We start from the raw sequence: 25,982 nt of genomic DNA, 5'->3' as shown, positions 1-25,982 counted from the left end.
CACCTGATGCAGGTCAACAATCAGACCTAAAGCTTATCTGACTTCTTGAAGCCCCACGAAACAGGCTCATCATTGTCCGCGTGCTTATCAGGACTTGTAGTCCCTTTTTGGATTTGCCGCAAAAGAACGTCCCTTGCCGAATTTACCTTAGCTGCCAGGTAATTTGATCCCCCCTGATCCGGATGCACACTCAGCATGATCCTGTGAAAGGCGTCGTTTATCTGCGTCTCGCCACAGCCAGTGTCCAGCCCTAAAATACGCAGCGCCTCCTTCGGCCCCATAGGGTCAGGGCCAAATCCATAATTAGGGATATCGGCAGCACGCGTTATTGCCCCCGAAACAGCGCGAGCATTCGCAATCGAAGACTTCTGAATAATCGTGACATTATCCGGCGTCTCTTCAAGCGGCAGGAAACTTCTGTCATCATTCAACAAGTCCTGCAATCGCTCTCCCTCTCGGACAAAGAGAAACCCTTTCAGTTCCACCCCCGTGGTAAGTGCAATTTCAACGGCGATCTGCTTTTTACTTACCGCAAAAACTTCTTCGTTCATAAAATCCCCAAATTTTGATATGAAATCTAACTATGCAAAAACACATTATGGTTAACGACCCCACCATAGCATCAGATGCACCAAAGTCCATTTATCATTGACTTAACAGCTGTTTTCCGTATAGTCCGCGCGTTCGGAAGGAAGAAAACGATTCTCCCTGCCGATTTTGCGTTTGAAGAAACGTCAGCGGAAACCGCCCAAAGTGTGGGAACATCAAAGGGTTAAGCCCCACCCGGTTTACTGCGGCAAAAGAATGATGAAAGGAACTGCTAATGTTTGCAGTTGTTAAAACTGGCGGTAAACAGTACCGCGTGAATGAAGGCGACGTAATCAAAGTTGAAAAACTTGATGGTGAAGTCGGTAAAAACGTCACTCTGGACCAGATCCTGATGGTTGGCGACGACAAAGCTGTTACAGTTGGCGAGCCGCTTGTAGCTGGCGCCAAGGTTACTGCCGAAGTTCTTGAGCAGAAAAAAGACAAGAAAATTGTTGTCTTCAAAAAGAAGCGTCGTCACAACTATCGTCGCAAAAAAGGTCACCGTCAGGAAGTAACTGTTCTGCGCGTGACTAAAATCGCAAAAGCTGCTGCGAAAAAAGCACCAGCAAAGAAAACGGAAAAAGCTGCTGCTGAATAAGCGCGGTAATAGGTTTTAAGGAGTAGCAAAATGGCTCACAAAAAAGCTGGTGGTAGTTCCAGGAACGGTCGCGATACTATTGGTCGCCGTCTTGGTGTTAAAAAATTCGGTGGCGAAAATGTAATTGCTGGCAACATCATTATTCGTCAGCGCGGTACACAGTGGTATCCGGGCACAAACGTTGGCATGGGTAAAGATCACACTATCTTTGCACTGATCGACGGCAATGTGAAATTCTCCCGCGGTAAAGGTGGCCGGTCGATCGTCTCTGTTGAAGGCGCATAAGTCCGTCCGCGACTGAAAAAGATTTTGACAAAAGGCGGAGCAAAAGCTTCGCCTTTTTTCGTGCTCTTTCCTGAATTGAGACGGTTCCTTTTAAAACAAAAAGAAACTATAAGACTCCTATGAAATTTGTAGATCAGACCAGAATATTCATCAAAAGTGGCGACGGCGGCAATGGCTGCGTCTCTTTCCGTCGTGAAAAATACGTAGAATACGGGGGACCGAACGGTGGCGACGGTGGCCGTGGCGGCCATGTCATTGCCGAGGCCGTGTCTGGTTTGAACACCCTTGTAGACTATCGCTACAGCCGACATTTTAAATGTAAAAAAGGTCAAAACGGCATGGGCCGGAATATGACGGGCGCCGCGAGCGACGATATTATTCTTCAAGTCCCTGTCGGAACCCAGATATTCGACGAAGACATGAACTTCATGATGGCTGATCTGGCAAAGGTTGGAGACCGTGTTGTTCTGGCTCGCGGCGGTGAAGGTGGCCTTGGGAACACCCACTTCAAATCCTCAACGAACAGGGCTCCCCGCAAGGCAACTCACGGCGGTGAGGGTGAGGAAATGTGGATTGTCCTGCGCCTGAAACTTCTTGCAGATGCCGGGCTTGTTGGCCTGCCCAATGCGGGTAAGTCCACTTTCCTGAGCGCCGTCACACGGGCGAAACCAAAAATTGCTGACTATCCCTTCACCACCATGTCTCCGCAACTGGGTGTTGTTGGATACGCAAACAATGAATTTGTCCTAGCGGACATTCCTGGTTTGATTGAAGGCGCCTCAGAGGGCATCGGTCTTGGCACACGCTTTCTTGGACATGTTGAACGGTGCGGGGTTCTTTTACACCTGATCGACGGTACACAGGAAGATGTCGTCGAAGCCTATGATGTGATTATGGGCGAACTGGAACAGTATGGTGGCGGTCTGATCGACAAGCCAATGATCATTGGCCTGAATAAATGTGACGCCATTCCGGAAGAAGAACTGGAAGAAAAACGCCTTGCCCTAGTGGATGCAGCGGCACGTCCCGTCATGGTACTTTCAGGTGCCACACATGAAGGTACCACCGATGTTCTTGGTGCGCTGTGGGACGTTATCAAGGAAGATAAAGCCAAGCGCATCGAAGAAGAAGATGGCGTCCATGAGGACGAGAGCAACGAAGGCGTTGGTGGCGAAGGTGGCTGGTCGCCTATTTAGGCAGGCTGGCACCCAGCTCCCCCTTCTCATTCAATCAGGAGGCTCTATGACGCATACCACCCTTGACTGCCTTAAGAATGCAGAAATCATCGTCCTGAAAATCGGGTCAGCGCTCCTTGTTGATCCCGACACAGGGGATGTCCGCACCTCCTGGTTAAGTGCGCTTTCTGAGGATATCCACCGCCTAAAGGCCCAGGGCAAAAAAATCATACTGGTGTCTTCAGGTGCAATCGCCCTTGGCAAAAGCGCCCTGAATATTACTGGCCGCCCTAACCGCCTTGAATATGCACAGGCTGCAGCTGCAATCGGTCAGGTAAAGCTTGCAGAAGCCTATCAGAAAATTTTTGAACCACACGGCCATACAGTCGCGCAAATTCTTCTGACACTTGGCGACCTTGAAGATAGAAAACGCTATATCAATGCCCGTAACACGGTCATGACACTGGTTGAAAACGGTATCATTCCGGTGATCAACGAAAATGATACCGTGGCAACGACCGAGATTCAGTTTGGTGACAATGACAGGCTGGCTGCACGGGTCGCGCAAATGGCCTGTGCAACTGTTCTCGTCCTGTTATCTGACATCGACGGTATCTATTCAGAAGACCCACGACATAAACCGGACGCAACTTTCTTCCCGGTGATTAACGAAATCACGGCAGAAGTCAGCAAAATGGCAGGACCACCTGCGAACACAACGCCGGGGTCCGGTGGCATGATCACAAAGGTTGACGCCGGGCGCATTGCCACGGCGGCAGGCTGTAATATGGTTATCATGAACGGCTGGGCCGACAAACCGATCACACGGCTTGAACAAGGGGAGCGCAACAGCCTCTTCACAGCGCAGGGCGACCCACTTTCGATCAGAAAAAGCTGGATTCGCGGCATGATGGCGCCAAAAGGCTTCCTGCATATTGATCAGGGGGCCGCCGACGCTATCCGTGGCGGCGCCAGCCTATTACCTGCGGGTGTAACCTCGGTAGACGGTAGTTTTGACCGGGGCGATCTGGTCGCCTTCATCGGACCAGACAAGCATATCGTAGGCCAGGGACTGATTGCCTACCGTGATTCTGATTCGCGTTTGCTGATGGGGCATCCTATGAAAAGCAGCCTGAAAGTTCTGGGCTATATGGGTCGGTCCGCTCTGGTCCACCGCGACGACCTCGTGACATTCTGATTTTGCCCACGTAAAATACTGACAGAACTAACCCTGATCAGATGCAAAGGCAAAAACAAGGCAGGTAAAGATGACAAACACAATTCAAGGCATGATGGCTGATATGGGACAGCGGGCTAAGGCCGCCGCCCGTGTACTGGCGCTGGCGTCTACACGCCAGAAAAACCTTGCGTTGACTGCCGCTGCCACCGCCCTTCGAACGTCCACGCCAACCATTCTGGCAGCCAACGAAAAAGACATCGCCTACGGCACCGAAAAAGGCTTATCCGACGCGATGATCGACCGGCTCTTACTTACGGCAGAGCGTATTGAGGGCATTGCACAAGGGCTGGAAGCAATTTCAAAACTAGCTGATCCCGTTGGTCAGGAGATGGACACATGGGACAGACCAAACGGCCTGAACATCAGCAGGGTTCGTGTCCCCCTTGGCGTTATTGGCGTTATCTACGAAAGCCGACCAAATGTAACAGCCGACGCAGGCGCACTGTGCCTGAAGGCAGGTAATGCTGTCATTCTGCGGGGCGGTAGCGACAGTCTTCATTCATCCGCCGCCATTCATGCCTGTTTGCTTGAAGGGCTGAAGACAGCTGATTTGCCAGAAGACGCGATCCAGCTTGTCAGCACCCGCGACAGGGCCGCAGTGGGTGAAATGCTAACGATGACTGGGATAATCGACATAATTGTACCCCGCGGCGGGCGCAGCCTTGTCGAGCGTGTGCAAACAGAAAGCCGGGTACCGGTATTCGCCCACCTTGAAGGCATTTGCCACGTCTATGTCGATGAAGAAGCCGATCCGAAAAAAGCGCGCGAAATTCTTCTGAACGCCAAAATGCGCAGAACAGGCATTTGCGGCGCAGCGGAAACACTGCTGATTGACCGCCGGGCGCGCGCACTGGCACCTGAGCTTATTACAGCGCTACTAGATGCTGGCTGCAGCGTACGGGGCGACGCTGATATTCAAGAGATTGATAACAGGGTTGTCGCTGCCGATGATGCCGATTGGGATACTGAATATCTGGATGCTATCATTTCGGCACGGTTTGTCGGTGGTATAAAAGGGGCAATAAGCCATATTGCGGCCCATTCAAGCGGACACACAGAATCAATCGTAACGGAAAATACTGAAACGGTGGAAATGTTCCTTCGTGAAGTAGACAGTGCGATCGTGATGCATAATGCCAGCACACAGTTCGCCGATGGTGGTGAATTCGGCATGGGCGCAGAAATAGGCATAGCAACCGGACGCATTCATGCTCGCGGCCCCGTTGGGCTGGAGCAGCTGACCAGTTTCAAATATCAGGTCCGGGGCACAGGCCAGACACGCCCTTGATCCATGCACAGGAAACCGTCCATACCCATTTCAATCTATAGCGATGCGGCCCGCTGGCGGGGACGCACAGTCGGTCTGTACGGCGGCAGCTTTAACCCTGTTCACAAAGGGCATTTCCATATCGCGCATCAGGCGCTGAAACGTCTTGAACTGGATGCCGTCTGGATGATGGTCAGCCCTGGTAACCCGCTAAAAATACTGGATAATATGGACATGGCACCCGCACAGAAGCGCCTAAGCCATACCAGAGAAACCCTGCGCCCTACCCGCCGCATTCAGGTCACAGATATTGAAACCCGACTTGGCACCCATTTTACGGCCGAAACCCTGCGGGCACTGAAGCATGCTATGCCGCACACCAGATTTGTCTGGATCATGGGCGCGGATAATATGGCCAGCTTTACCCGCTGGAAAGACTGGCAAGGAATATTAAAGACAGTACCCATTGCGATTTTTGACCGTCCGGGGTACACTATACGTGGACTTTCAAGCAGGCTGACACAAATGACGCGCTACCACCGAACAGTGCCGTGCAACCTTGCTCGAACCACCCGGCGACCGGCTTGGTCCTTTCTCGCAATTCCGCGACACAAAGGGTCGGCCACAATGATCCGCAATCGATTGGGTCAATTATGGATTGCAGATCATCATGAAAGGAGAATTAGTTGACCGCTAGTACCGAGGCTATCAGCCAGCAGGACCCCGTTTTGACACTTTCCAGTCAGGACATGTTAAACACCATCGTTACAAGCCTTGACGATCACAAGGCAGAAGACATCACCTCCATCAATCTCGCAGGAAAATCTTCGATTGCTGACCATCTGGTCATTGCAAGCGGTCGTTCCCAGCGTCAGGTTGCTGCGCTCTCAGATTATGTGCTGCGTGCACTGAAGGACAAAGGTGTCAAAGGTTTACATGTCGAAGGACTGGATCAGGCAGACTGGGTTCTGATTGATGCAGGTGACGTAATTGTCCATATCTTCAGGCCAGAAGTCAGAAGCTTCTACAACCTGGACAAAATGTGGACTGCGGACCTGACTGACAACGAAACGGTAGTAAATTAAGCATTTTTCAGCCCCCTAAATCGTACAGGGGGCGCTGAATGATGCCTGAACTGGACACCCTCTCCTCATTAAGAGGGTGATACAATCGTGCAAATTTCAATCATCGCAATAGGTAAAATGGCAAAAGGACCAGAGAAAAGTCTTCTGGAGACCTACTGCAAACGCTTGCCGTGGAAGATTGACGTTTTAGAATTTGAAATGAAGAAAAAGGCGGCAAATGTCGCCGAACAAAAAGCGCAAGAAGCAGAAAAATTGCTGGCGGCTGTCCCTGACGGTGCGATGGTTATCGCCCTTGATGAACGCGGTAAAGCACTAACAAGCCGCGGGCTTGCAGAACAGGTGGATCGCTGGCAGATGGAAGGCGTTCGGGACATTGCCTTTATTATTGGCGGTGCAGACGGACTGGATGAAACCATTCGCCAAAAAGCACACCTGAAACTGGCTTTTGGAACCCTGACATGGCCCCATATGCTGGTCAGGGCAATGCTGGCGGAACAGGTGTACCGTGTCTGGTCAATCCTGCATGGTCATCCTTACCACCGCGACTGATTGTTCCTTATCCTTAAAATGCCCAACTTTCTCTGTCTGATCGGTTATCATACTTGATCAAAGTGGCTTTTCGTTTCATAAACAGCGCATGAGATACTGCGCACGGCATACGCAGAAACATTAGGCTACAGGACAGATTTCATGAGTTACAAAACCACCGTTCTTTGCATTCTTGATGGTTGGGGATACCGGGAGCAAACTTCCGACAACGCGATCAAGTTGGCTAACACGCCTACTTATGACCGCCTGTGGTCCACTGCGTCCCGCGCCTGGCTTGCAACAAGCGGACTGGCTGTCGGATTGCCTGATGGGCAAATGGGCAATTCTGAGGTTGGACATATGAATCTGGGCGGTGGTCGCGTGGTTCTACAGGACTTACCGCGCATTGACGAGACTATCGCAAACGACACGCTCAAAGACACTCCAGCGCTTCTTGATTTTATGCAAAAGCTGAAAGCATCCGGCGGCACAGCACATCTGATGGGGCTACTGTCTCCGGGCGGCGTCCATAGTCACCAAAAACACATTGCAGCACTGGCAAACATCCTAGACGGCGCAGGTATTCCGGTTCGCATTCATGCCTTCATGGACGGGCGGGATACACCGCCCCGCAGCGCATTGGAGTTCCTGGCGTCCTTCGAAGCAGATATCCAGTCATACACGGACGCAAAGATCGCGACTGTAACCGGACGCTACTGGGCCATGGACCGTGACAAGCGCTGGGACCGCGTGGAGAAAGCATATAAAGCGATTGTCAAAGGCGTGGGCGAATATACGACCACCACAAGCAAAGCTGCCATTGAAGAGGCATATAAACGCGATGAAAACGATGAATTTGTCGCGCCGTCCATTATTGGCGATTATGCCGGCGTAAAAGACGGTGACGGCATCCTGTGTGGCAACTTCCGCGCCGACCGCGCCCGGGAAATCCTGACAGTGCTCGTTGACCCGGCCTTTGACGGATTTGATCGCGGCACACTTCCCACATATGCAGCACAGGCTGGCATGGTGGAATACTCCGATGCACTGAATGCATTCCTGACCGTGTTATTCCCCTCTGATGAAATTAAAAACAGCCTGGGTGAAGTACTGGCCGACCATAAAATCCCGCAGTTGCGGATCGCAGAAACCGAGAAATATGCCCATGTGACATTTTTCTTTAATGGCGGGTCGGAAGCTGTCTTTGATCTGGAAGACCGGATTTTGATTCCGTCACCAGATGTGGCCACCTATGATCTGAAGCCAGAGATGTCCGCCCCCGAAGTGACCGACAAGCTTGTGGAAGCAATTGAAAGCGGCAAATACGGTACGATTATCTGTAACTATGCAAATCCGGACATGGTTGGACACACGGGCGTTTTGGAAGCTGCAATAAAAGCAGTGGAAACCATTGATGCCTGTCTTGCTCGAATTGAAACAGCCGTGTTGAAAAATGGCGGCAACCTTCTGGTTACGGCTGACCACGGCAACGTGGAAATGATGATGGATGAGACAACCGGCCAACCCCACACAGCCCATACAAATTTTGATGTACCACTACTACTGGTCGGCAGTGAGCACGGCATCAAGGACGGTCGTCTGGCTGATGTTGCCCCGACAATTTTGGCATTGATGAATATCACACCGCCAGCTGAGATGACCGGGTCTGTCCTGCTGACTGATACCCCTGTCAAACAGGATGTTCGTGAAAGCGTGTAACGCCAACATATCGAACCTGCTGCCCTGTGCAGTGTTGATCGGCAGCCTGTTGCTGCCGACACTACCCGCAATTGCCGAGCCTGCCCCCCTGCCTGTCCCTCAGGATAATCAAAGCGAAAAGCTGAAGAAAATTGAAGCCGAGATGCAGGCCGCAGCGGACGCCAAAGCGGCACAGGAAGAAAAAGCACGGATGGCTGCATCCGCTGCACTGGCGATTAGCAGACAGCTTGTGTCCCTTTCTAACACCATGCGAGACACAGAAGAGAAGGTTCTGGCCACAGAAAATCGCATCGGCGAGCTTGCTGCCGAAGAAGCTGAAAAAACACAGTATCTAAAAGAACACCGGGAAGAGCTGGTAGGCCTTATCGCGGCGCTGGAACGACTATCCAGGCGCCCTGCGGCACTATCCCTAATTCAGCCGGGGAAGGCAAAAGATACCGCGCGGGCGGCCTCTGTGCTCGGAACAATGGTGCCGCAGATAAGCGCGAAAGCAGATACACTTAAAAAAGAATTGTCGGTTCTGAAACGGGTCCAAACCCAACTGGCGACTGAACGCACTGCACTCGCTGCCCTTCTGGCAGATTTAGCTACAGATCAGGAAAGACAGAAGCAGCTGTTAGCAGAAAGGCGACGCGAACAGTCGGTAGCCAGCAGGCAGGCACAACAGAATGCACAGCGGCTGGAAGCATTGGGACAGGAAGCAAAAAGTTTACAAGCACTCCTTGAAAAGCTTGAAGAACGAGCAAAGCGTCTGCGCGAAGCGCCGCTGCCCACGGCACGGCCAGCCAGACCCCCTGGCAAGGAAGTGATGATAACTGAAATGCGCGGTAAACTCCCACTACCCGCATCTGGGGAAATTATTGCAAAATTTGGGTCACAGGAAAAAGTCGGCACCTCAAAGGGTATTCGCATCAAGGGCCGTGATGGCGGCCAGGTTGTTGCTACTCATGATGGTGAGGTTGTTTATGCAGGTACCTTCCGGCATTACGGGCAATTGTTGATCATTGAACACCCTGGCGGGTACCATAGCCTGATAGCAGGCATGACTGACATTTTTGCCAATGTCGGACAGTGGGTATTGAGCGGCGAACCGGTCGGGAACCTCTCTGCGCAAAATGGTAATACTGAAGTCTATGTGGAACTGCGCAGGCGGGGACAGGCAATCGACCCCATGCCGTGGTTTAGAAAATAGACCTTCATCACAGCACCCTGAACATGCCATAAACTAGCTCTATATTTGGTTTAGTTCAGGATTTTGCCCAATTTTGTGATTATATATTGATCTGAAAATGATTATAGTGAACGTTTGAAGAATTAAGAGGCTGGCTCTCAATAAAAGAACAAGATGCCCCCAGCTTGCAGACGACTGACAGAATAAAGAAAGGTAATACCTCATGATGACTTTTTGGACGGGAAAGAGCAAAGCACGTGCGCTGATTTCTGGCTCGCTACTGGCCATGATGATGGCATTACCAACAACCGCACCTGTCTCGGCAGCCCCGGACGATCAGGAAAATGTCTATGAACAGCTCGATCTGTTGATGCGTGTTTTCCAGCGGGTTCGCAATGAATATGTGGATGATGTCAACGACAAGGAAGTGATCGAAGCTGCCATTCAGGGCATGTTGCGGTCTCTTGACCCCCATTCGAGCTACCTGAATGAAGATGTTTTCAAGCAGGTTCGGGTACAGGTTGAAGGCGAATACGGTGGCTTGGGCCTTGAAGTACAGATGGAAAAAGGCGTGGTCAAAGTCGTGTCTCCGATTGATGATACACCTGCGGCAAAAGCCGGTATTCAGGGCGGTGATTTAATCACGCATATTGACGGCAAAGAAGTGATGGGCGGCACCCTGACCGATGCTGTCGAGAAAATGCGCGGCCCTGTTGGCTCTGAATTAACGATCCGTGTCTACCGCGAAGGAGAGGATGGTCCGTTTGATGTGTCCATTGTCCGCGACAAAATCAAGGTTCGGTCGGTACGGCACCGAATTGAAGATGATACCATTGGCTATATCCGCGTCACCACCTTCAATATGCAGGCAGGGGAAGGTGTAGAAAAAGCCATTGAGGCCATTCTGGAAGAAAAAGGCGATACGCTGGACGGTGTAATCCTTGATTTGCGAAATAATCCGGGCGGTCTTCTGGATCAGGCGATCCGAATTTCCGATGCCTTCATCGATCACGGTGAGATTGTTTCCACCCGCGGACGCCGGCAGGTAAATAATAATCGCTGGTACGCAACAAAAGGCGACATGCTGGACGGTTTGCCCATTGTTGTCCTGACAAATGCTTATAGCGCTTCTGCATCTGAAATTGTGGCCGGGGCCCTGCAAGACCACCGCCGTGCAGTTGTGATTGGGGATCGTACATTTGGTAAAGGCACGGTCCAAAGCGAAATTCGGTTGGGCCGCGAAGGTAATCAGGCTATTCGCCTGACCACTGCCCGGTATTTCACACCAAGCGGTCATTCCATTCAGGAACGCGGCATTGAACCAGATATTGAGGTCTTGTTCCCACGCCCGGCAGGTGCGCGCGGCACTCCACGCCGTGAAATTGACCTGCGAGGCCATATCGAAAATGATCAAAACTCGATCGACCGCACTGGTGAAGAAGATGACATTATCGCAGAAGAGCACACCCCAGAGCCTGCGGCAGCGGCTGACACAGCAGAAGATGCAGCAGTAGAAGAAGCTGTGGAGGTCCAAGAGCCTAAAGAGTTCGTTGATGTTCAGCTAAAGTATGCGATTAAGCTCTTGAAAGATATGTCTAAGTTGCCTGAAACAAGGGTTGCGCAAGCCTCCGGAACCGGGCAATAATCAGCAAATTCCATTGCTGCTCGTTGCGAGGAAGGGGCATTAGCTGTGCGTAACAGTTTAAATTCTGTACTGATTGCCTGGGCCATCAGCCTTATTCTGCTGTTTGGTGGTATCCTTGCGGTAGAATATAGTTATGATCCCGACGCCTACAAAGAGCCGATAGCTGCCGCAGGTGAGGTTGATACTGAGGGCAACCAGAACACACAAGCAGGCAACAATACTGCAGATATCAGCGCCCCTGAAAGCCCGATAAAACTCGACCGCAACATGGCAATCCTCGAAGAAGCTGCATACGGATTACTGCCCCGACAGGCACGGACAGGTATGACCCCGTTGGAATATTACGCAGCGAAGCATCCGGCAGACACCAACATGCCCCGCATTGCCATCTTGATGACAGAGATGGGCATGCGCGCCAGAACGACAGAGCGCGCGATCAGTAGCCTGCCCACGGCTGTTGGATTTGCGTTTTCTCCCTATGGCCGGGATCTGGAAAACTGGGGTATCCAAAGCCGACAAAATGGACATGAAAGCTTCCTGATGATCCCGATGGAGCCTGTTAACGGCTCCCAGAATGATGCTGGGCCGCTGGCGCTGCTAACCAATAAAAATGCACGGGAAAATATTGGCCTTCTGAAAACATCTCTTGGCAAGATGACCGGATATGTTGGTGTGATTAATCACATGGGGTCAAAATTTACGGCAAATACGGACAGTATTCGACCCATTCTGGACGAGGTGAAGCGCAGAGGGCTGATGTTTGTCGATAGTCGCAGCAGCAGATATTCCCGCGCCGCCACAATCGCCCAGTCTATCAATCTGCCCGTTGCTATCAATAATGGCTATATTGACGAAATCCCATCAGAGGCTGACATACTGAACAGCCTGACAGATTTGGAAAACCGCGCACGAACGCTGGGGGCTGCACTTGGTCTGGCACGCCCCTACCCAATCAGTATGGATACGGTGTCCAAATGGGCCGAAACGCTTGAACAAAAAGGCTTTCAACTGGTACCGGTAACCGCGCTTGCAGATCGGCAACCTGTACGATGACTGACACGCTGCCGTATAGAAAATGCGCCGGTATTATGCTTTTAAATCCAGAGGGGCTAATCTTCACTGGCGAGCGAATTGACACCCCCGGCGCATGGCAAATGCCGCAAGGCGGCATAGATCCTGGTGAAACACCCCGCGAGGCAGCTTTCAGAGAATTAGAAGAGGAAATTGGTGTACCGCAGTCGGCAATCAAACTCCTCGCGGAAACGGCGGACTGGGTTACATATGACCTACCGCCTTCTCTTTTGGGGAAAGTTTGGCAGGGGAAATATCGCGGCCAGAAACAGCACTGGGCATTGATGCAATTGAACGCACCAGAAAGTGTGATCAATATCCATACGAAACATCCGGAATTTATGGCGTGGCGTTGGTCCTCGCCCGCTGAGGTCATTCGTGATATTGTCCCGTTTAAGCGGGATGTTTACAAAACTGTTATCGACGAATTTGCACCCTACATCAATCAGTAGCCTGTGCAGTTTTATGGGGGAAAAAGATGGCAAAAAAGGAAATCATATACAGCACAGCAGATCTCAGAAGTTTTCTGGATGATGCACAGCGCAATGGTTTATTCCTGCGCGTTGACAAAACTGTCAATATAGATACCGAAGTTGCCACCTTGTGCGCACAGGCCTATTGGCCCACCCTGTTTCGCAGCGTTGAAGACTATTGGAACTGTCTTCTGGTTGACGGCTTGACCCGCAACCGTAACACGCAGGCCATGGCACTTGGACTGGATTGTGCAGCCTCTGATGTGGTCCCCGGCTTCGCTGAGAAAATGTCCCAAGGCCCCGGCGAGACAGTCACAATCGACAATGCCCCTGTTAAGGAAATTATCTGGCGGGATGATGATGCCAGCCTGAACCGTCTGCCGGTACCTATCCCGACAGAGGGGAAAAACTTCCCCAAGATGAATATTATTGCTGAGGACTTTATGTCGCCCGTAATCAGCGGCGCCATTGCGATCGTGAAGCACCCGGTTACGGGTGTGCAGGCGACATTTCAGACCATGGCGAAAGTTGTCGGTGATTACCGGGCTCAGTTCACCATCAATTCAGAGAAGGTTCAGGATATATTAAAGGCCTGGTCAGATATGGACCAGCCCTGCCCGATTGCCCTTGTTATTGGTTGTCATCCTGCTATCGAGCTTTGTGCCCAGTTCGAAGACCCGGCCCATGATACCTGCGGGATGGATTATGTCTCTCATTTCCTGGGAGCACCCCTACCCCTTACCACCTGTGAAACAGCAGACTTACAAGTGCCTGCAACTGCAGAAATCGTCATTGAAGGCATTATTGACCAAAGACGCGAGCCTTACCTGCACCAGTCGTCCCCGTGCGGCACGTTTGCCCCCATAGTTAGTATGGAGCCGTTTTTCGACGTAACGGCCCTGACAAGCCGGGAAAACCCGATTTACAGACATATGCAGCCTAATCCCGCCACTGACTATCATGCTGCAATGGAATTGCGTTTGGCACCAGCTGTCTACATGCTCCTGACAGATGTGGGACTTACCGTGCACGATGTTGCAATGCCTACCAAAACTGGTGGCAGTTGCCTGATAGTGCAAATGACAACGCATTCAGCAGACGATATCAAAACAGCGTACAACACGATCAGCGGCATCAAACAGCCACCAAGGCTTGTCATCTTTGTTGATGAAGATATCGACATATACGATCTACACGACATAGTCTTCGCGCTCTCCACGCGCTGTGATCCAGCTGAAGACTTACGGCACAAACAGGACATGACCGGCATACCTGACGCGATAAATACGTTAATCAACGCAGGTGGTGGCATTGAAATCCTGCCGAACAATTGCTGGGCAATCGACGCGACAAAACCTCCACTGGATAATCCAGACAGACGGCGTGAATTTGATCGTATACAGGCTCGCGGTGAGGGACTTTTCTTCCTGGAAGACTATGTGAAGTAAAGATTTTTTTCTGTAAAGCCTGCTTAGCATAAGAAAAGATCTGTCATCCCACCTGCAAGATCATGACACCTGACAGGGCTTATCTGCGCTCTCGTCAAGCCTTGCCGGGCGATGTCCAAACACTTGCGAGCTATCAATGGCCCTCAAATGAATTGACTCACATAGCTGATTACTATATTTAACTATATGGTTAATTAATTATATGGTTAAATAAAATGGACCCACTAAGCGACACTTTCCATGCTCTTGCTGACCCCACACGCCGGGCGATTCTCCTATCACTGAAACACGGTGAGAAAAGCGCAGGCGATATAGCAAAACCATTTGCAATTTCTGCACCCGCGATCTCCAGACACCTTAAAGTCATGGAGAAAGCAGGGTTAATCGATAGGCGCCGTGATGGTCAGATCCTCTATTGTCAGCTTAGAGCTGACAGGTTGAAAGAGGCAACAGAATGGCTCGAACGCTATGCCCAGTTCTGGCAGTCGAGCTTTGGCCGCCTTGATCGCATATTAAGTACTGAGCATCCACGTACTGACAAATAATCCAGGAGATAAATAATGACTGCTGCCATGAAAGCAAAAGACCTAACCACCGAGCCAGTTCTTGAGATTGTTCGCACGTTTAACACCTCGCCGGAGCAACTATTCAAGGCCTTTACTGACCCTTTGATTATCAAAAAGTGGTGGGGCCCGGATACCATGGAAACAACTGTGTCTGAGATTGACTTGCGTGAAGGAGGTGCGTGGCGAACCGTTATGACAGCAGAAACAGGAGAGAGTTATGATGTGGCTGGGGTCTATAAAAAAATAGATCCACCGCATCAGTTGATCTTTACCTGGGCATGGCTGCAAGGCGCAAACCGCGGCGAAGAAACTACTGTTGAATTAACCTTTACAGATAAAGGCGACAAAACAGAGCTATACCTGAGACAAGGAAGCTTCGCTGATGGTTGTCAGGAACATTATGAAGGCTGGACCAGCGGATTGGATAACCTTGCGAAACTCTATTAATGCGTCATAGGATAAATCTATCTAACTCATCACTGGGCCTAATCTGGCCCAGCGACATGGAAAACCTGTGCACCAATAAGTTCCCCTTGATGATAACTGCAAGTAGTTCGCTATAGTCGAGCAGATTCATTTGGTGTATTGTTCTACTCCGTATAGTTTTTATCAGGAACAGGGTAGCCTCTTTGATCTCTGAGCTCACACACATGCAATTTGATTTTAGACCAGAAGATATTCATTCTGACCTGTCCCGACGGTTTTATAAACTGTGGCTATCAAAAAATGCAGAAGTATCCTACCTGCCTTCTTTGTCAGCATTTTCAGAAGAAGAGCTAGCTCCATTCCGGCATCAAATGTTCATTTTCGAAGTTCACAGAAATCCTCTGCGCTTCAAAGTGATTTTTAGCGGCAGTGCAAACAACGAAAAATTAGGATTTGATGCAACAGGCCAGTTTATGGAAGATATTCCTGACGCGCACCGCGGAATCCCAAGGTTTGAGCGAGCCGTACTGGAAGAAAAGCCCTATATCGCGAAGGTACCTTTGTACTGGGCTGGTAAGGAGCATAAATATTTTCATGTCCTGCAAGTGCCACTATCTAATAACGGCCGCGAACTTGATACAATGATTTTTATAAATCAGTACCCGTAATCATACAATTGTGCCTGTCGTAAGCTTTCACCAAACAGCTTAGACGCCAAAAAGAAAACCCCGGTACAGCGCACCGGGGTCTTGAATAGTTTTAAAGTCGACAGAATCTTACGCGACAATTTCCTGTAGCGCTGACATCCATGCCAATTCTTTTTCAAATCGTGCGCGTTCCACATCATCCTTGGCGTCTTCGATATCTTCGATCGTGTTCTGAATAGTCTTCGCAAGATCGTCAGTATCAACATCATCAAGAGACAGGGTTTCCTCTGCCAGGATCGTCAGACCATTTGGACCAACCTGTGCAAGACCACCTTTTAGGAACAGACGATCAGCTTCGCTACCATCTGTTTCATAAATCTCAACAACGCCAGGGCGGATTGTGGACATCATGGGCGCATGGTTCGGCAGCACACCGAAGTCACCGTCGGTGCCTGGAACCACAATCATCGCTGCCTCCGCGTCTTTCAAAAGACGCTCAGGAGAGACAATTTCATAATGCAAGGTATCAGACATGATGTCCCCTTATCCGTTAAATGATTACGCTGCGTCAGCTGCCAGCTTCTCAGCTTTGGCAATCGCCTGGTCAATACCACCAACCATGTAGAAAGCAGCTTCTGGCAGGTGATCATATTCACCGGCAACAACCGCTTTAAAGGAGCTGATAGTGTCTTCCAGCTGAACGAATTCACCAGGAGTACCAGTGAAGACCTCTGCCACATGGAATGGCTGGGACAGGAAGCGTTCAATCTTACGCGCACGTGCTACAACCAGCTTATCTTCCTCAGACAGTTCGTCCATACCAAGAATAGCGATGATATCCTGAAGAGACTTGTACTTCTGCAGAAGCTCCTGAACAGAACGTGCAACTTCATAATGCTCCTGACCAACAACCTGTGGGTCAAGGATACGAGACGTACTGTCAAGCGGATCAACCGCAGGGTAGATACCCTTCTCGGAAATCGCACGGTTAAGAACTGTTGTCGCATCAAGGTGCGCAAACGACGTCGCAGGTGCAGGGTCAGTCAAGTCATCCGCAGGTACGTAAACGGCCTGTACAGATGTAATGGAACCCTTCTTCGTAGACGTAATACGCTCTTGCAGGGCACCCATGTCAGTTGCCAGTGTTGGCTGGTAACCCACAGCAGAAGGAATACGGCCCAGAAGGGCAGACACTTCGGCACCCGCCTGTGTGAAGCGGAAGATGTTGTCAACGAAGAACAGAACGTCCTGGCCTTCCTGGTCACGGAAGTATTCTGCCAGTGTCAGACCAGTCAGGGCCACACGCGCACGTGCTCCTGGAGGCTCGTTCATCTGACCATATACCAGTGCCACTTTACTCTCGCCTTCAAGGTTGATTACCTTACTGTCGATCATTTCGTGGTACAGGTCATTACCTTCACGGGTACGCTCACCAACGCCTGCAAATACTGAGAAACCACCGTGACCTTTCGCGATGTTGTTGATCAGTTCCTGAATAAGAACTGTTTTACCAACACCCGCACCACCGAAGAGACCAATCTTACCACCTTTTGCGTAAGGTGCGAGAAGGTCAACAACCTTAATACCAGTAACCAGAACTTCTGCTTCTGTAGACTGGTCTTCAAAGGCAGGTGCTTCTGCGTGAATTGGTGCAACCTGCTTGTGACCGATTGGGCCACGCTCGTCGATTGGCTCACCAATCACGTTCAGGATACGACCAAGTGTTTCCGGACCAACAGGAACACTAATTGCGTTACCAGTGTCTTTAACTTCGCCACCGCGTACAAGACCTTCAGTAGCGTCCATCGCGATTGTCCGCACTGTGTTCTCGCCAAGGTGCTGTGCAACTTCGAGAACAAGGCGCTGGCCATTGTTGTCTGTTTCAAGGGCATTCAGGATAGCTGGCAGATCGCCGTCGAACTGAACATCGACAACGGCACCGATAACCTGTGTAATGCGGCCTGTGTTAGCCATTTTCTACACTCCTTCGTGTATTAATCTAAAGCGCTTCAGCGCCAGAAATAATCTCAATAAGTTCGTTCGTAATCGCAGCCTGACGGGTACGGTTGTATGTGATCGTCAGTCGGTCAATCAATTCGCCTGCGTTCTTAGTCGCATTCTCCATTGCAGTCATACTTGCACCCTGCTCGGAAGCAGCGTTTTCAAGCAGTGCACGATAGACCTGAACCGCCACGTTACGCGGCAGCAAATCTTCGAGAATTGCAGCTTCATCGGGCTCGTACTCATACACAGCGCCACCAAGATCGTCAGCAGGCTCATCATCGTTTGCCGCATTATTCAGCGGGACCGGGATAAGTTGCTGCTTGGTAGGCACTTGAGTAAGCGCCGACTGAAACTTGGAGTAAAACAGCGTTGCAACATCAAATTCATTCCGCTCAAACTTTGCCAGAACTTCTGTTGCAATTGACTGTGCATCCGCAAATCCAACACGCTTGATATGAGACATATCTTTGTTGTCGATAATGTATTCGCGGAATTCACGACGAAGCAGTGCCGTACTTTTACGGCCCACACACAGGATTTTGACTTCCTTGCCTGCTGCCAAAATCTCACGAAGATGTTGGCGTGCGAGCTTCACGATATTGGTATTGAAACCACCGCAAAGCCCCTTATCAGATGCAGCAACGATAACGAGCTCAACATCGTCTTTACCAGTGCCGACGAGGAGAGGTGACGCACCAGGCTGGTCAGCAACCGCTGTACCGAGCCCGGTAAGTACTTTTTCCATACGCACAGCATAGGGGCGCGCAGCTTCCGCCGCTTCTTGCGCCCGACGCAGTTTGGATGCCGCAACCATTTTCTTGGCTTTGGTAATCTTCTGCGTCGACTTGACGGAAGAGATCCTGTTTTTTAGGTCCTTAAGGCTTGCCATAGGTCCAGCCTTTCTCCGTTAATCGTTGAACTTAGCTAAATGCTTTAGCAAAAGCATCAAGGATTGATTTCAGCTTGGCGATAGTGTCGTCCGACAGCTTGCCTTCTTTCTTGATCGTACCAAGAACATCAGCATGCTTAGAGCGCATTTCCGCGAGGAACTGCTCTTCAAAACGAGTTACATCACCAGTTGCGATACCGTCCAGGTAGCCGTTCACACCAGAGAAGATTGAAGCAACCTGCTCTTCAATTGGAAGTGGCTGATACTGGCCCTGCTTCAGCAGTTCTGTCAAACGGGCACCGCGGTTCAGAAGCTTCTGCGTTGCCGCATCAAGATCAGAACCAAACTGCGCAAATGCTTCCATCTCACGGTACTGAGCAAGTTCAAGCTTAATAGAACCCGCTACCTGCTTCATCGCCTTGATCTGTGCTGCAGAACCCACACGGGAAACTGACAGACCAACGTTAATCGCAGGACGGATACCCTTGTAGAACAGTTCAGTTTCAAGGAAGATCTGACCATCCGTGATCGAAATCACGTTTGTTGGAATATATGCAGATACGTCACCAGCCTGTGTTTCAATAACTGGCAGTGCAGTCAAGGAACCAGCACCGCTGTCATCAGACATTTTCGCAGCACGCTCCAGAAGACGGGAGTGCAGGTAGAAAACGTCACCAGGGTATGCTTCACGTCCAGGAGGACGACGCAGCAACAGAGACATCTGACGATATGCAACAGCCTGCTTGGTCAGGTCATCATGAACGATAACCGCATGCATGCCGTTGTCACGGAAGTATTCACCCATGGCTGTACCAGTGTATGGTGCCAGGAACTGAAGTGGTGCAGGCTCAGACGCTGTTGCCGCTACAACGATTGAGTATTCCATCGCACCTTTTTCTTCGAGTGCTTTAACAATCTGCGCAACAGTAGAACGCTTCTGACCAACCGCAACATAGATACAGAACAGCTTCTCGCTATCGTCTTTTGCAGCATCATTCACAGATTTCTGATTGATGAATGTGTCAATCGCAACCGCTGTTTTACCAGTCTGACGGTCACCAATGATCAGCTCACGCTGGCCACGACCAACCGGCACAAGCGCATCAATCGCCTTTAGGCCGGTCTGCATTGGCTCATGTACAGATTTCCGAGGGATAATGCCAGGCGCCTTAACTTCCACACGACTACGTGCTTCTGCCTTGATCGGGCCTTTGCCGTCGATTGGGTTACCAAGTGCGTCAACAACGCGACCCAGCAGACCTTTACCAATAGGCACGTCCACGATATCGCCGGTACGCTTTACAGTGTCACCTTCTTTAATACCGCGGTCATCGCCGAAAATAACGATACCAACATTGTCTGTCTCCAGGTTAAGAGCCATGCCCTTAACACCCCCTGGAAACTCAACCATTTCACCAGCCTGAACCTGGTCAAGGCCATATACACGGGCAATACCGTCACCAACAGAGAGAACGGTGCCAACTTCAGAAACTTCTGCGTCTGTGCCGAAGTTTGCGATCTGGTCCTTCAGGACCTTGGAAATTTCCGCCGCACGGATATCCATTACTGAACCCCTTTCATAGCGATTGCGAGGTTATCGAGTTTGGTCTTGAGTGAACTGTCAACCATTTGTGATCCGAGCTTTACAGTCAGACCACCGAGGAGGCTCTCATCCACATCTGCGGTGATTGCCACATCCCGGCCAACAGCCGATTTAAGTGTTTTGGTCAAATCTTCCAGCTGCTTTTTCGTCAGCTTCTTCGCGCTTACAACACTCGCGCTAACCTCTCCACGTTGGAAAGAAAGAAGCTTGAAATAGTCAGCAATGGAGGACTTGAGAGTATTCAAACGGCGATTCGCCGCCAGTACACCAAGAAACTTGCACGTAAGATCACTCAGTTCCGCAGCTTTAGCAACGGCCTGAGTACCCTTTTCCTGTTCTTCACTGCTGAAGAGCGGAGATGTAACAAGTGTCTTGAATTCTTCTGATTCACCAAGCAAGGCGTCCAGCTTGGCAAGATCGGTCTCTACCGCTTCAAGCGCTTTGGATTCCAAGGCAAGCTCGAAAAGCGCAACCGCATAACGGCCAGAGATTCCGGAAACTATTGATTTGTGTGAGGCCACTACAGACAATCCCTAGGTTTGGTCTGATACCCGTTGTACACAATATGCCAGCCGCCCTTAGTATGGACCGCTCGCACGCTAAAATATTATTAATTTTGATCGGGTTTTCATTTCACAGAGTGAATATCTTTCCGTCAAAATGCGAGCATCGTCTAGCACAAGGTTCTCCCATGCGCAAGAGGCAGAAAGCCACATTTTAGCCGGGCAAGACGATTCTACGCAGTACCAGACATTTAAGGATCGGAATTCTGAAATCCACAATAATCAATATTAGATATTTGATGTGTGCATAACCCATTTGAAACATGTGATATTTTTCATAATACCCCTGGCAAATAAACTTTACTATTAAACCAAGGCGCAATACACTAATAAGTGTATTTATTTCCATTGATTGCTACCAGTGCTATTTTGGTCAGGTTTGTACATGAAGGTTTGTCTGCGTCCCCTTCCCTTGAATGTCCTGTGGTTTGCCTTGTTTTCAATTCACCCCCACCCACAACATTCTCTTCCTTATTACCGTAGTGTGCTGACGCACCTGAACAAACTTCAAATAGTCCTCTTTATACTTCTCCGAATTGCGCTTGCTCCGCTCGCGGCTCTTTTAGCACTTGCTTGGATGATCAGAGTACCCCGTGAATTCAAACATGGGTTTTATGGCGATGTTATCCGCTGTTTTAAGGGTGCTATATGGTACGGCGCCTTACCCGCCGATTACTATAATTATGCGCTGCACTCCTCCCCGCACCCGCATGGTCTCTATTCACGACGAATCGAGACAAAAGGCATGTTTGACCTTCTCAATAGCGCGGCACGGGATGAACGCAACACCCTGGCAGACAAAGAACAGTTTTCTATAGTTTGCCAAAAATATCAAATTCCGACAGCCCGCATTCTGGCTGTAGCCGGCCCTGACCGACATGTTAAAGATTTACCAAAGCGTGATATTTTCATTAAACCAGCCGAGGGCTCTAAAGGAGAGGACACTATAAGCCTTCAGTATAATGAAGAAAATAATAGCTATTTTGATAATCGCTTCAAAGTCCCTCTCAGCACGCAGGCCGCCATTCAGCAAACGAATGACATTGCCCAGCGTAAAAAAATCTTAATCCAGACGCTTGTATCAAACTCTTCTGAGATAGCACCGATTTCTCCCGGTGGCCTGGCTACCGCACGTATATATACTGTCAAAACCGTTGAGGGTGACTACCGCTTGACCAATGCACTCCTGCGTTTATCCGGGGCATCGACGAACATCACAGACAACTTTAACAATCAACTCGCCAGCAATGATGGCAACATGGCATCTTGTATAGATATTGAGACAGGGAAGCTGTCAGCAGCTATCGTAAATAATTGTCATAATATCTCTAAAAATAAATATCGTCCGCACCACCCCGAAACCGGGGCACAGATTGAGGGAATCACACTTCCCTGGTGGACGGACATAAAACGGCTCTGCTTGCGAGCACACGAACAGGCATTCAAAAAATTTGTTTTTATTGGCTGGGATGTTGCCTTAACTGATAAAGGTCCGGTCCTGATCGAAGGAAACTGGAACCCTGGCATAACATTTATTCAGCGTATTGAAGAACGCCCATATGGCGGCTGCCCACTAGAAAACCTTCTAAACAAACAGTTCGAAGCTATCTTGTCTCAAAAACCGCCAATTCACGGGATCATCTAACCCCGTCAGAGAACAGGGTATCCGCAGCAATCTAGTCTTTATAAAGAATATACTCAGAAGTAATTCTGCGCAGGGTGCCGTCTGCCCTCATATCAGCGATAACGCCCTCAATTGCATCCCGTTTTTCTCTGGGCAAATGTCGACTGTAAAGCATCCACTGATCAAAAGAATTATGCTCGAAAGCAAGCATTTCGGTTCTATCACCAAGCCCCTGACGCCGGATTGCATAAATCGCAGCAAGATCATGATAATAGAAAACCCGCCCCCAGCGGCCACCCGCTACAAGTGATATGGCATGTTCAACATCACGAAACTGATCATCGACTTTCAGTTGTTTATGCGACTGCAACCACGATGCGGTAGATGTTCCAAAGGGCGTTAAAATTAATGCATTATCACCGGTCAAATTTTCTATTCTCTTCAGACTGAGAGGGTCATCAGCGCGTTTCACAGCAACCATTGTGATTTTATAGATTGGTTCTTTGGAGAATATATAAAGTTGCTCACGCTCAGTGTGACGACCGCCGGCCCCACAATATACATGGCCGCGACCATCTCGCAAATCCATCAGAATACGCTTGATCGGAACGCCAACAGACGGCAATTCTGCCTGAAAACCATGCGCCCCGATACGTTCCGCAATTTCGGAATACAATTCCCCGCATAAGCCACCAAGACTGTCACGAAAAATATACTTGGGTTCAGCATCCTGTGCCAAAAACCGTATGGTCTGGTCAGCTGCAACAGGATTTTGCATACCTGCAAGGCTAATCAACAGTATACAAATAAGTCCAGATGCCTTACTTCTAAGCTTACGCGTTTTCATGATTACTCCCATACTCATCTGCAACGCACTCACATCCCCATATTGTCCATGCAGCAGTAGTCACTTCTTACGATTCGGCCACTAGTCTGACAAAAAATGCCACCAAATGCTATCAACTTATTGTATTAAAGGCCCACATTTTTACAAACTGATTGCATCCGTTACATAAAGCTATACGGGTCAATGTCCACTTTCACCTTCACCTCTGGTAGCATTTTGGTGCGTCCGAACCAGTCCCGGATAATCACCTGTACAGGTTCCCCTTTATGTGCATGCAAAAGCATTCTCATTCTGAAATTCCCTCTAACCCGTGCCATCGGCGCCGGAGCGGGCCCATAGACCTGGACACTCCCGGATGCTGGCGCACTAACCGCCAACAATCGCCCCTGCTCCATCACAGTCCGCTGGTTAGGTCCCGATAAGATCAACGCTGCAAGCCGTCCAAACGGGGGCATATGAAGCTTTTCCCGCGCCTCGCCCTCAAGCCGCATTAAATGTTCACCATCATTATTGGCAAGTGCGGTGATTACTGGATGATCCGGCTCATAGCTCTGCAACAGGACTTCACCCGGCTTATCGGCACGGCCCGCCCGGCCTGCGACCTGCTCCAACTGTTGATAAGTGCGCTCACCCGCACGTAAGTCGCCTCCCCTAAGCCCAAGGTCGGCATCAATAACACCAACAAGTGTCAGGTTTGGAAAATGGTACCCTTTCGTGACGATCTGCGTCCCGATAATAATATCAAGACGCCCCTCGGCAATCTGGTGCACCATCGTGGCTGTCTCGGTCGGACTTTCCATCGTATCGCTTGTCATCACCCCAATACGGGCGGACGGAAAGTCCCGGTTAACTTCTTCAAAAAGCCTTTCAACCCCGGGGCCACACGCTACCAGACTATCAGCAGTATCACACTGGGGGCATGCCTCGGGCACAGGAATTTCATGACCACAGTGATGGCATTCAAGCTTATGCTTGAACCGGTGCTCAACGAGCCATGCAGAACAGTTAGGGCATTCAATTCTGTGACCGCATGTCCGACACAGCGTAAGCGGCGCATACCCACGCCTGTTCAGAAACAGCATGGTCTGTTCATGCCGGAACAACCTTTTATCAATGGCCTCTTTTAGTTTTGGTGATAGCCAACTACCAGCAGCGGGCGGATGCTTGCGCATATCAATCGTATGAATGTCCGGCAAGACTGCCTGACCATGACGTTCACGCAGCTTCAGGCAGACGTATCTGCCACTATTCGCATTGACCAAACTCTCCATCGACGGTGTGGCGCTGGCCAACACGATCGGGCATTCCGCATATTTCGCCCGCACAACCGCCATATCTCTGCCGTGGTACAGAACACCCTCTTCCTGCTTGTAAGATGGATCATGCTCCTCATCCACTGTAATGAAGGCCAAGTGCCGAAATGGCAGGAACAGGGCAGACCGCGCCCCGACAACAACCCGCGCTTCACCCGTAGCAATCTGACGCCAGGCGCGTCGTCTTTCCGCCTGACCGACGTCGCTATGCCAAACAACCGGGCGAACACCAAACCGGTGATGAAACCGATCCAGCCACTGACTTGTCAGGGCAATTTCCGGCACAAGAACCAAAACTTGCGCACCGCCAGTCTTCAAGGCTTCTGCAAGCCCTTCAAAATAGACTTCGGTCTTGCCCGATCCGGTAATGCCGTCCAAAAGAAAGGGCGCAAAACCACCTGTGAAAACAGCGTTTTTAATTGCCTCTGCAGCAATTGTCTGTTCCTGAGACAATTCTGGGCCGTGCCTAGATATATCTGGTTGCCCATAAGGACTATCCGCCGCAATCGTGGTTGTTTGCAGCGCCCTGCACTTCATAAGGCCGCGCACAACCGCATCACTGACAGAGGCAGTCTTGGCAAGTTCAGGGACCGTACGCACCCTGCCATCGGCAGCTGCGTCCAACACGGCCTGTCGTGCGTGCGTCATGCGCGCTGGTGGGGCACAGTCCGCCGTCCAGCATACGCCTGTCTGTGAAGGCCCTTCCTCGAGGGCAGCCTGGACAGGCAGGCACATTTTCAAAACGCTTCCCAGTGGCGACAAAGTATAGGCTGCAACCCAGGCAACTAACTTCAGTAACTCTTCCGACAAAGGTGGGACGTCATACAGCTTTTCTATGGACTTCAGCTTGGCATCTGAGACTTTTTTGCCGCTCTGATCGCTCGCCTTATGCCAGATGACCCCGCGCACCTTGCGCCCGCCCAGGGGAACTTCAACAATTAAACCGGGTTCAGGCGGCGGCATCTCATTATCCCACCGGTAATCAAGCACACCAAGAGGAGCAGTTGTCACAACAGGCACACGCAGGACCGTACCTTTTGGCCCCGTTTCAGTCTGAGACTGCTCCCTGTCATCGAAAAAACCGTGCTGCATAAACCGTTCTTTACCCTCATCCTCTCTAACTGTACATGCCATGACTGATCGTTTTCTCCAATGGCATATTTGCACATTGGTATATGCACCATCACCCATCAACCCCGTAGTATGA

General features: G+C 50.4%; 26 protein-coding genes. 18 read left to right on the top strand and 8 right to left on the bottom strand.

Going from position 1 to position 25,982, the window contains the following annotated elements; genetic code table 11:
- Positions 1-26 precede the first annotated feature (26 nt).
- Positions 27-551, bottom strand: coding sequence for a DUF6812 domain-containing protein (locus IE181_RS07080; protein ID WP_191251252.1), 525 nt, complete (start codon positions 549-551; stop codon positions 27-29).
- 272 nt (positions 552-823) lie between these two features.
- On the opposite strand from IE181_RS07080, the gene rplU reads away from it, so the two are divergent.
- The 17 genes from rplU to IE181_RS06995 all read left to right on the top strand — a co-directional run bounded on the left by rplU (position 824) and on the right by IE181_RS06995 (position 15,953).
- A complete protein-coding gene (gene rplU / locus IE181_RS07075) occupies positions 824-1,186 on the top strand; it encodes a 50S ribosomal protein L21 (protein ID WP_191251249.1) in 363 nt (120 codons plus the stop codon).
- Between the two features lie 30 nt (positions 1,187-1,216).
- On the top strand, positions 1,217-1,471 hold the full coding sequence (rpmA, locus tag IE181_RS07070; protein ID WP_191251247.1) for a 50S ribosomal protein L27: 255 nt from the start codon (positions 1,217-1,219) through the stop codon (positions 1,469-1,471).
- A 119-nt stretch (positions 1,472-1,590) separates the two neighbouring features.
- Positions 1,591-2,667, top strand: a complete 1,077-nt coding sequence (obgE, locus tag IE181_RS07065) for a GTPase ObgE (RefSeq protein WP_191251245.1) — start codon at positions 1,591-1,593, stop codon at positions 2,665-2,667.
- A gap of 46 nt (positions 2,668-2,713) precedes the next feature.
- Positions 2,714-3,844 (top strand): glutamate 5-kinase, encoded by a 1,131-nt coding sequence (proB, locus tag IE181_RS07060; RefSeq protein WP_191251243.1) that lies wholly within the window; start codon positions 2,714-2,716, stop codon positions 3,842-3,844.
- A 70-nt stretch (positions 3,845-3,914) separates the two neighbouring features.
- Entirely contained in the window at positions 3,915-5,174 is a 1,260-nt protein-coding gene (locus tag IE181_RS07055; RefSeq protein ID WP_191251241.1) for a glutamate-5-semialdehyde dehydrogenase, read from the top strand.
- A gap of 3 nt (positions 5,175-5,177) precedes the next feature.
- The gene (nadD, locus tag IE181_RS07050; RefSeq protein WP_191251239.1) at positions 5,178-5,843 is read left to right on the top strand and encodes a nicotinate (nicotinamide) nucleotide adenylyltransferase; all 666 of its coding nucleotides are present in this window, start codon (positions 5,178-5,180) and stop codon (positions 5,841-5,843) included.
- The gene (gene rsfS, locus IE181_RS07045; protein WP_229819205.1) at positions 5,840-6,238 is read left to right on the top strand and encodes a ribosome silencing factor; all 399 of its coding nucleotides are present in this window, start codon (positions 5,840-5,842) and stop codon (positions 6,236-6,238) included. The genes nadD and rsfS overlap by 4 nt, the downstream gene beginning before the upstream one ends.
- Positions 6,239-6,325: 87 nt before the next feature.
- The gene (gene rlmH / locus IE181_RS07040) at positions 6,326-6,787 is read left to right on the top strand and encodes a 23S rRNA (pseudouridine(1915)-N(3))-methyltransferase RlmH (RefSeq protein WP_191251237.1); all 462 of its coding nucleotides are present in this window, start codon (positions 6,326-6,328) and stop codon (positions 6,785-6,787) included.
- 141 nt (positions 6,788-6,928) lie between these two features.
- A complete protein-coding gene (gene gpmI, locus IE181_RS07035; protein ID WP_191251235.1) occupies positions 6,929-8,485 on the top strand; it encodes a 2,3-bisphosphoglycerate-independent phosphoglycerate mutase in 1,557 nt (518 codons plus the stop codon).
- Positions 8,472-9,677, top strand: coding sequence for a murein hydrolase activator EnvC family protein (locus tag IE181_RS07030; RefSeq protein ID WP_191251233.1), 1,206 nt, complete (start codon positions 8,472-8,474; stop codon positions 9,675-9,677). The genes gpmI and IE181_RS07030 overlap by 14 nt, the downstream gene beginning before the upstream one ends.
- Positions 9,678-9,879: 202 nt before the next feature.
- A complete protein-coding gene (locus tag IE181_RS07025) occupies positions 9,880-11,301 on the top strand; it encodes a S41 family peptidase (RefSeq protein ID WP_229819203.1) in 1,422 nt (473 codons plus the stop codon).
- A gap of 45 nt (positions 11,302-11,346) precedes the next feature.
- Positions 11,347-12,354, top strand: a complete 1,008-nt coding sequence (locus tag IE181_RS07020; RefSeq protein WP_191251231.1) for a divergent polysaccharide deacetylase family protein — start codon at positions 11,347-11,349, stop codon at positions 12,352-12,354.
- The gene (locus IE181_RS07015) at positions 12,351-12,824 is read left to right on the top strand and encodes an RNA pyrophosphohydrolase (protein ID WP_191251229.1); all 474 of its coding nucleotides are present in this window, start codon (positions 12,351-12,353) and stop codon (positions 12,822-12,824) included. The genes IE181_RS07020 and IE181_RS07015 overlap by 4 nt, the downstream gene beginning before the upstream one ends.
- Positions 12,825-12,850: 26 nt before the next feature.
- Positions 12,851-14,293, top strand: coding sequence for a UbiD family decarboxylase (locus tag IE181_RS07010; protein ID WP_191251227.1), 1,443 nt, complete (start codon positions 12,851-12,853; stop codon positions 14,291-14,293).
- Positions 14,294-14,508: 215 nt separating this feature from the next.
- Positions 14,509-14,838, top strand: coding sequence for an ArsR/SmtB family transcription factor (locus tag IE181_RS07005; protein WP_191251224.1), 330 nt, complete (start codon positions 14,509-14,511; stop codon positions 14,836-14,838).
- 15 nt (positions 14,839-14,853) lie between these two features.
- Positions 14,854-15,306, top strand: a complete 453-nt coding sequence (locus IE181_RS07000; RefSeq protein WP_191251222.1) for an SRPBCC family protein — start codon at positions 14,854-14,856, stop codon at positions 15,304-15,306.
- Between the two features lie 203 nt (positions 15,307-15,509).
- Positions 15,510-15,953 carry a hypothetical protein gene (locus IE181_RS06995; RefSeq protein ID WP_191251220.1) on the top strand — a complete coding sequence of 148 codons (444 nt, stop codon included), beginning with the start codon at positions 15,510-15,512 and terminating at the stop codon, positions 15,951-15,953.
- Between the two features lie 108 nt (positions 15,954-16,061).
- Here the strand turns inward: IE181_RS06995 and IE181_RS06990 are convergent, their stop codons facing one another.
- Genes IE181_RS06990 through IE181_RS06970 form a run of 5 tightly spaced genes read right to left on the bottom strand, consistent with a single transcriptional unit; the run spans position 16,062 to position 20,949 of the window.
- Positions 16,062-16,466: a F0F1 ATP synthase subunit epsilon gene (locus tag IE181_RS06990; RefSeq protein ID WP_191251218.1), complete on the bottom strand. Its 405-nt coding sequence runs from the start codon at positions 16,464-16,466 to the stop codon at positions 16,062-16,064.
- Positions 16,467-16,490: 24 nt separating this feature from the next.
- Positions 16,491-17,906: a F0F1 ATP synthase subunit beta gene (gene atpD, locus IE181_RS06985; RefSeq protein WP_191251215.1), complete on the bottom strand. Its 1,416-nt coding sequence runs from the start codon at positions 17,904-17,906 to the stop codon at positions 16,491-16,493.
- Positions 17,907-17,931: 25 nt separating this feature from the next.
- Complete coding sequence (locus IE181_RS06980) at positions 17,932-18,825, bottom strand: F0F1 ATP synthase subunit gamma (RefSeq protein ID WP_191251213.1); 894 nt, start codon at positions 18,823-18,825, stop codon at positions 17,932-17,934.
- Positions 18,826-18,856: 31 nt separating this feature from the next.
- Entirely contained in the window at positions 18,857-20,389 is a 1,533-nt protein-coding gene (atpA, locus tag IE181_RS06975) for a F0F1 ATP synthase subunit alpha (protein ID WP_191251211.1), read from the bottom strand.
- Positions 20,389-20,949 (bottom strand): F0F1 ATP synthase subunit delta, encoded by a 561-nt coding sequence (locus IE181_RS06970; RefSeq protein WP_191251209.1) that lies wholly within the window; start codon positions 20,947-20,949, stop codon positions 20,389-20,391. The genes atpA and IE181_RS06970 overlap by 1 nt, the downstream gene beginning before the upstream one ends.
- Before the next feature lie 475 nt (positions 20,950-21,424).
- On the opposite strand from IE181_RS06970, the gene IE181_RS06965 reads away from it, so the two are divergent.
- Positions 21,425-22,636 carry a sugar-transfer associated ATP-grasp domain-containing protein gene (locus tag IE181_RS06965; RefSeq protein WP_191251207.1) on the top strand — a complete coding sequence of 404 codons (1,212 nt, stop codon included), beginning with the start codon at positions 21,425-21,427 and terminating at the stop codon, positions 22,634-22,636.
- 31 nt (positions 22,637-22,667) lie between these two features.
- Here the strand turns inward: IE181_RS06965 and IE181_RS06960 are convergent, their stop codons facing one another.
- On the bottom strand, positions 22,668-23,462 hold the full coding sequence (locus IE181_RS06960; RefSeq protein WP_191251204.1) for a substrate-binding periplasmic protein: 795 nt from the start codon (positions 23,460-23,462) through the stop codon (positions 22,668-22,670).
- A 161-nt stretch (positions 23,463-23,623) separates the two neighbouring features.
- Entirely contained in the window at positions 23,624-25,909 is a 2,286-nt protein-coding gene (locus IE181_RS06955; RefSeq protein WP_229819200.1) for a primosomal protein N', read from the bottom strand.
- Positions 25,910-25,982: the final 73 nt, after the last annotated feature.

Origin of the sequence: Kordiimonas sediminis (assembly GCF_014656395.1) — a bacterium.
Taxonomy (GTDB): Bacteria; Pseudomonadota; Alphaproteobacteria; order Sphingomonadales; family Kordiimonadaceae; genus Kordiimonas_A; species Kordiimonas_A sediminis.
Note: the sequence above shows the minus strand (reverse complement) of the source record. Positions and strands in the feature narration are given on the sequence as shown.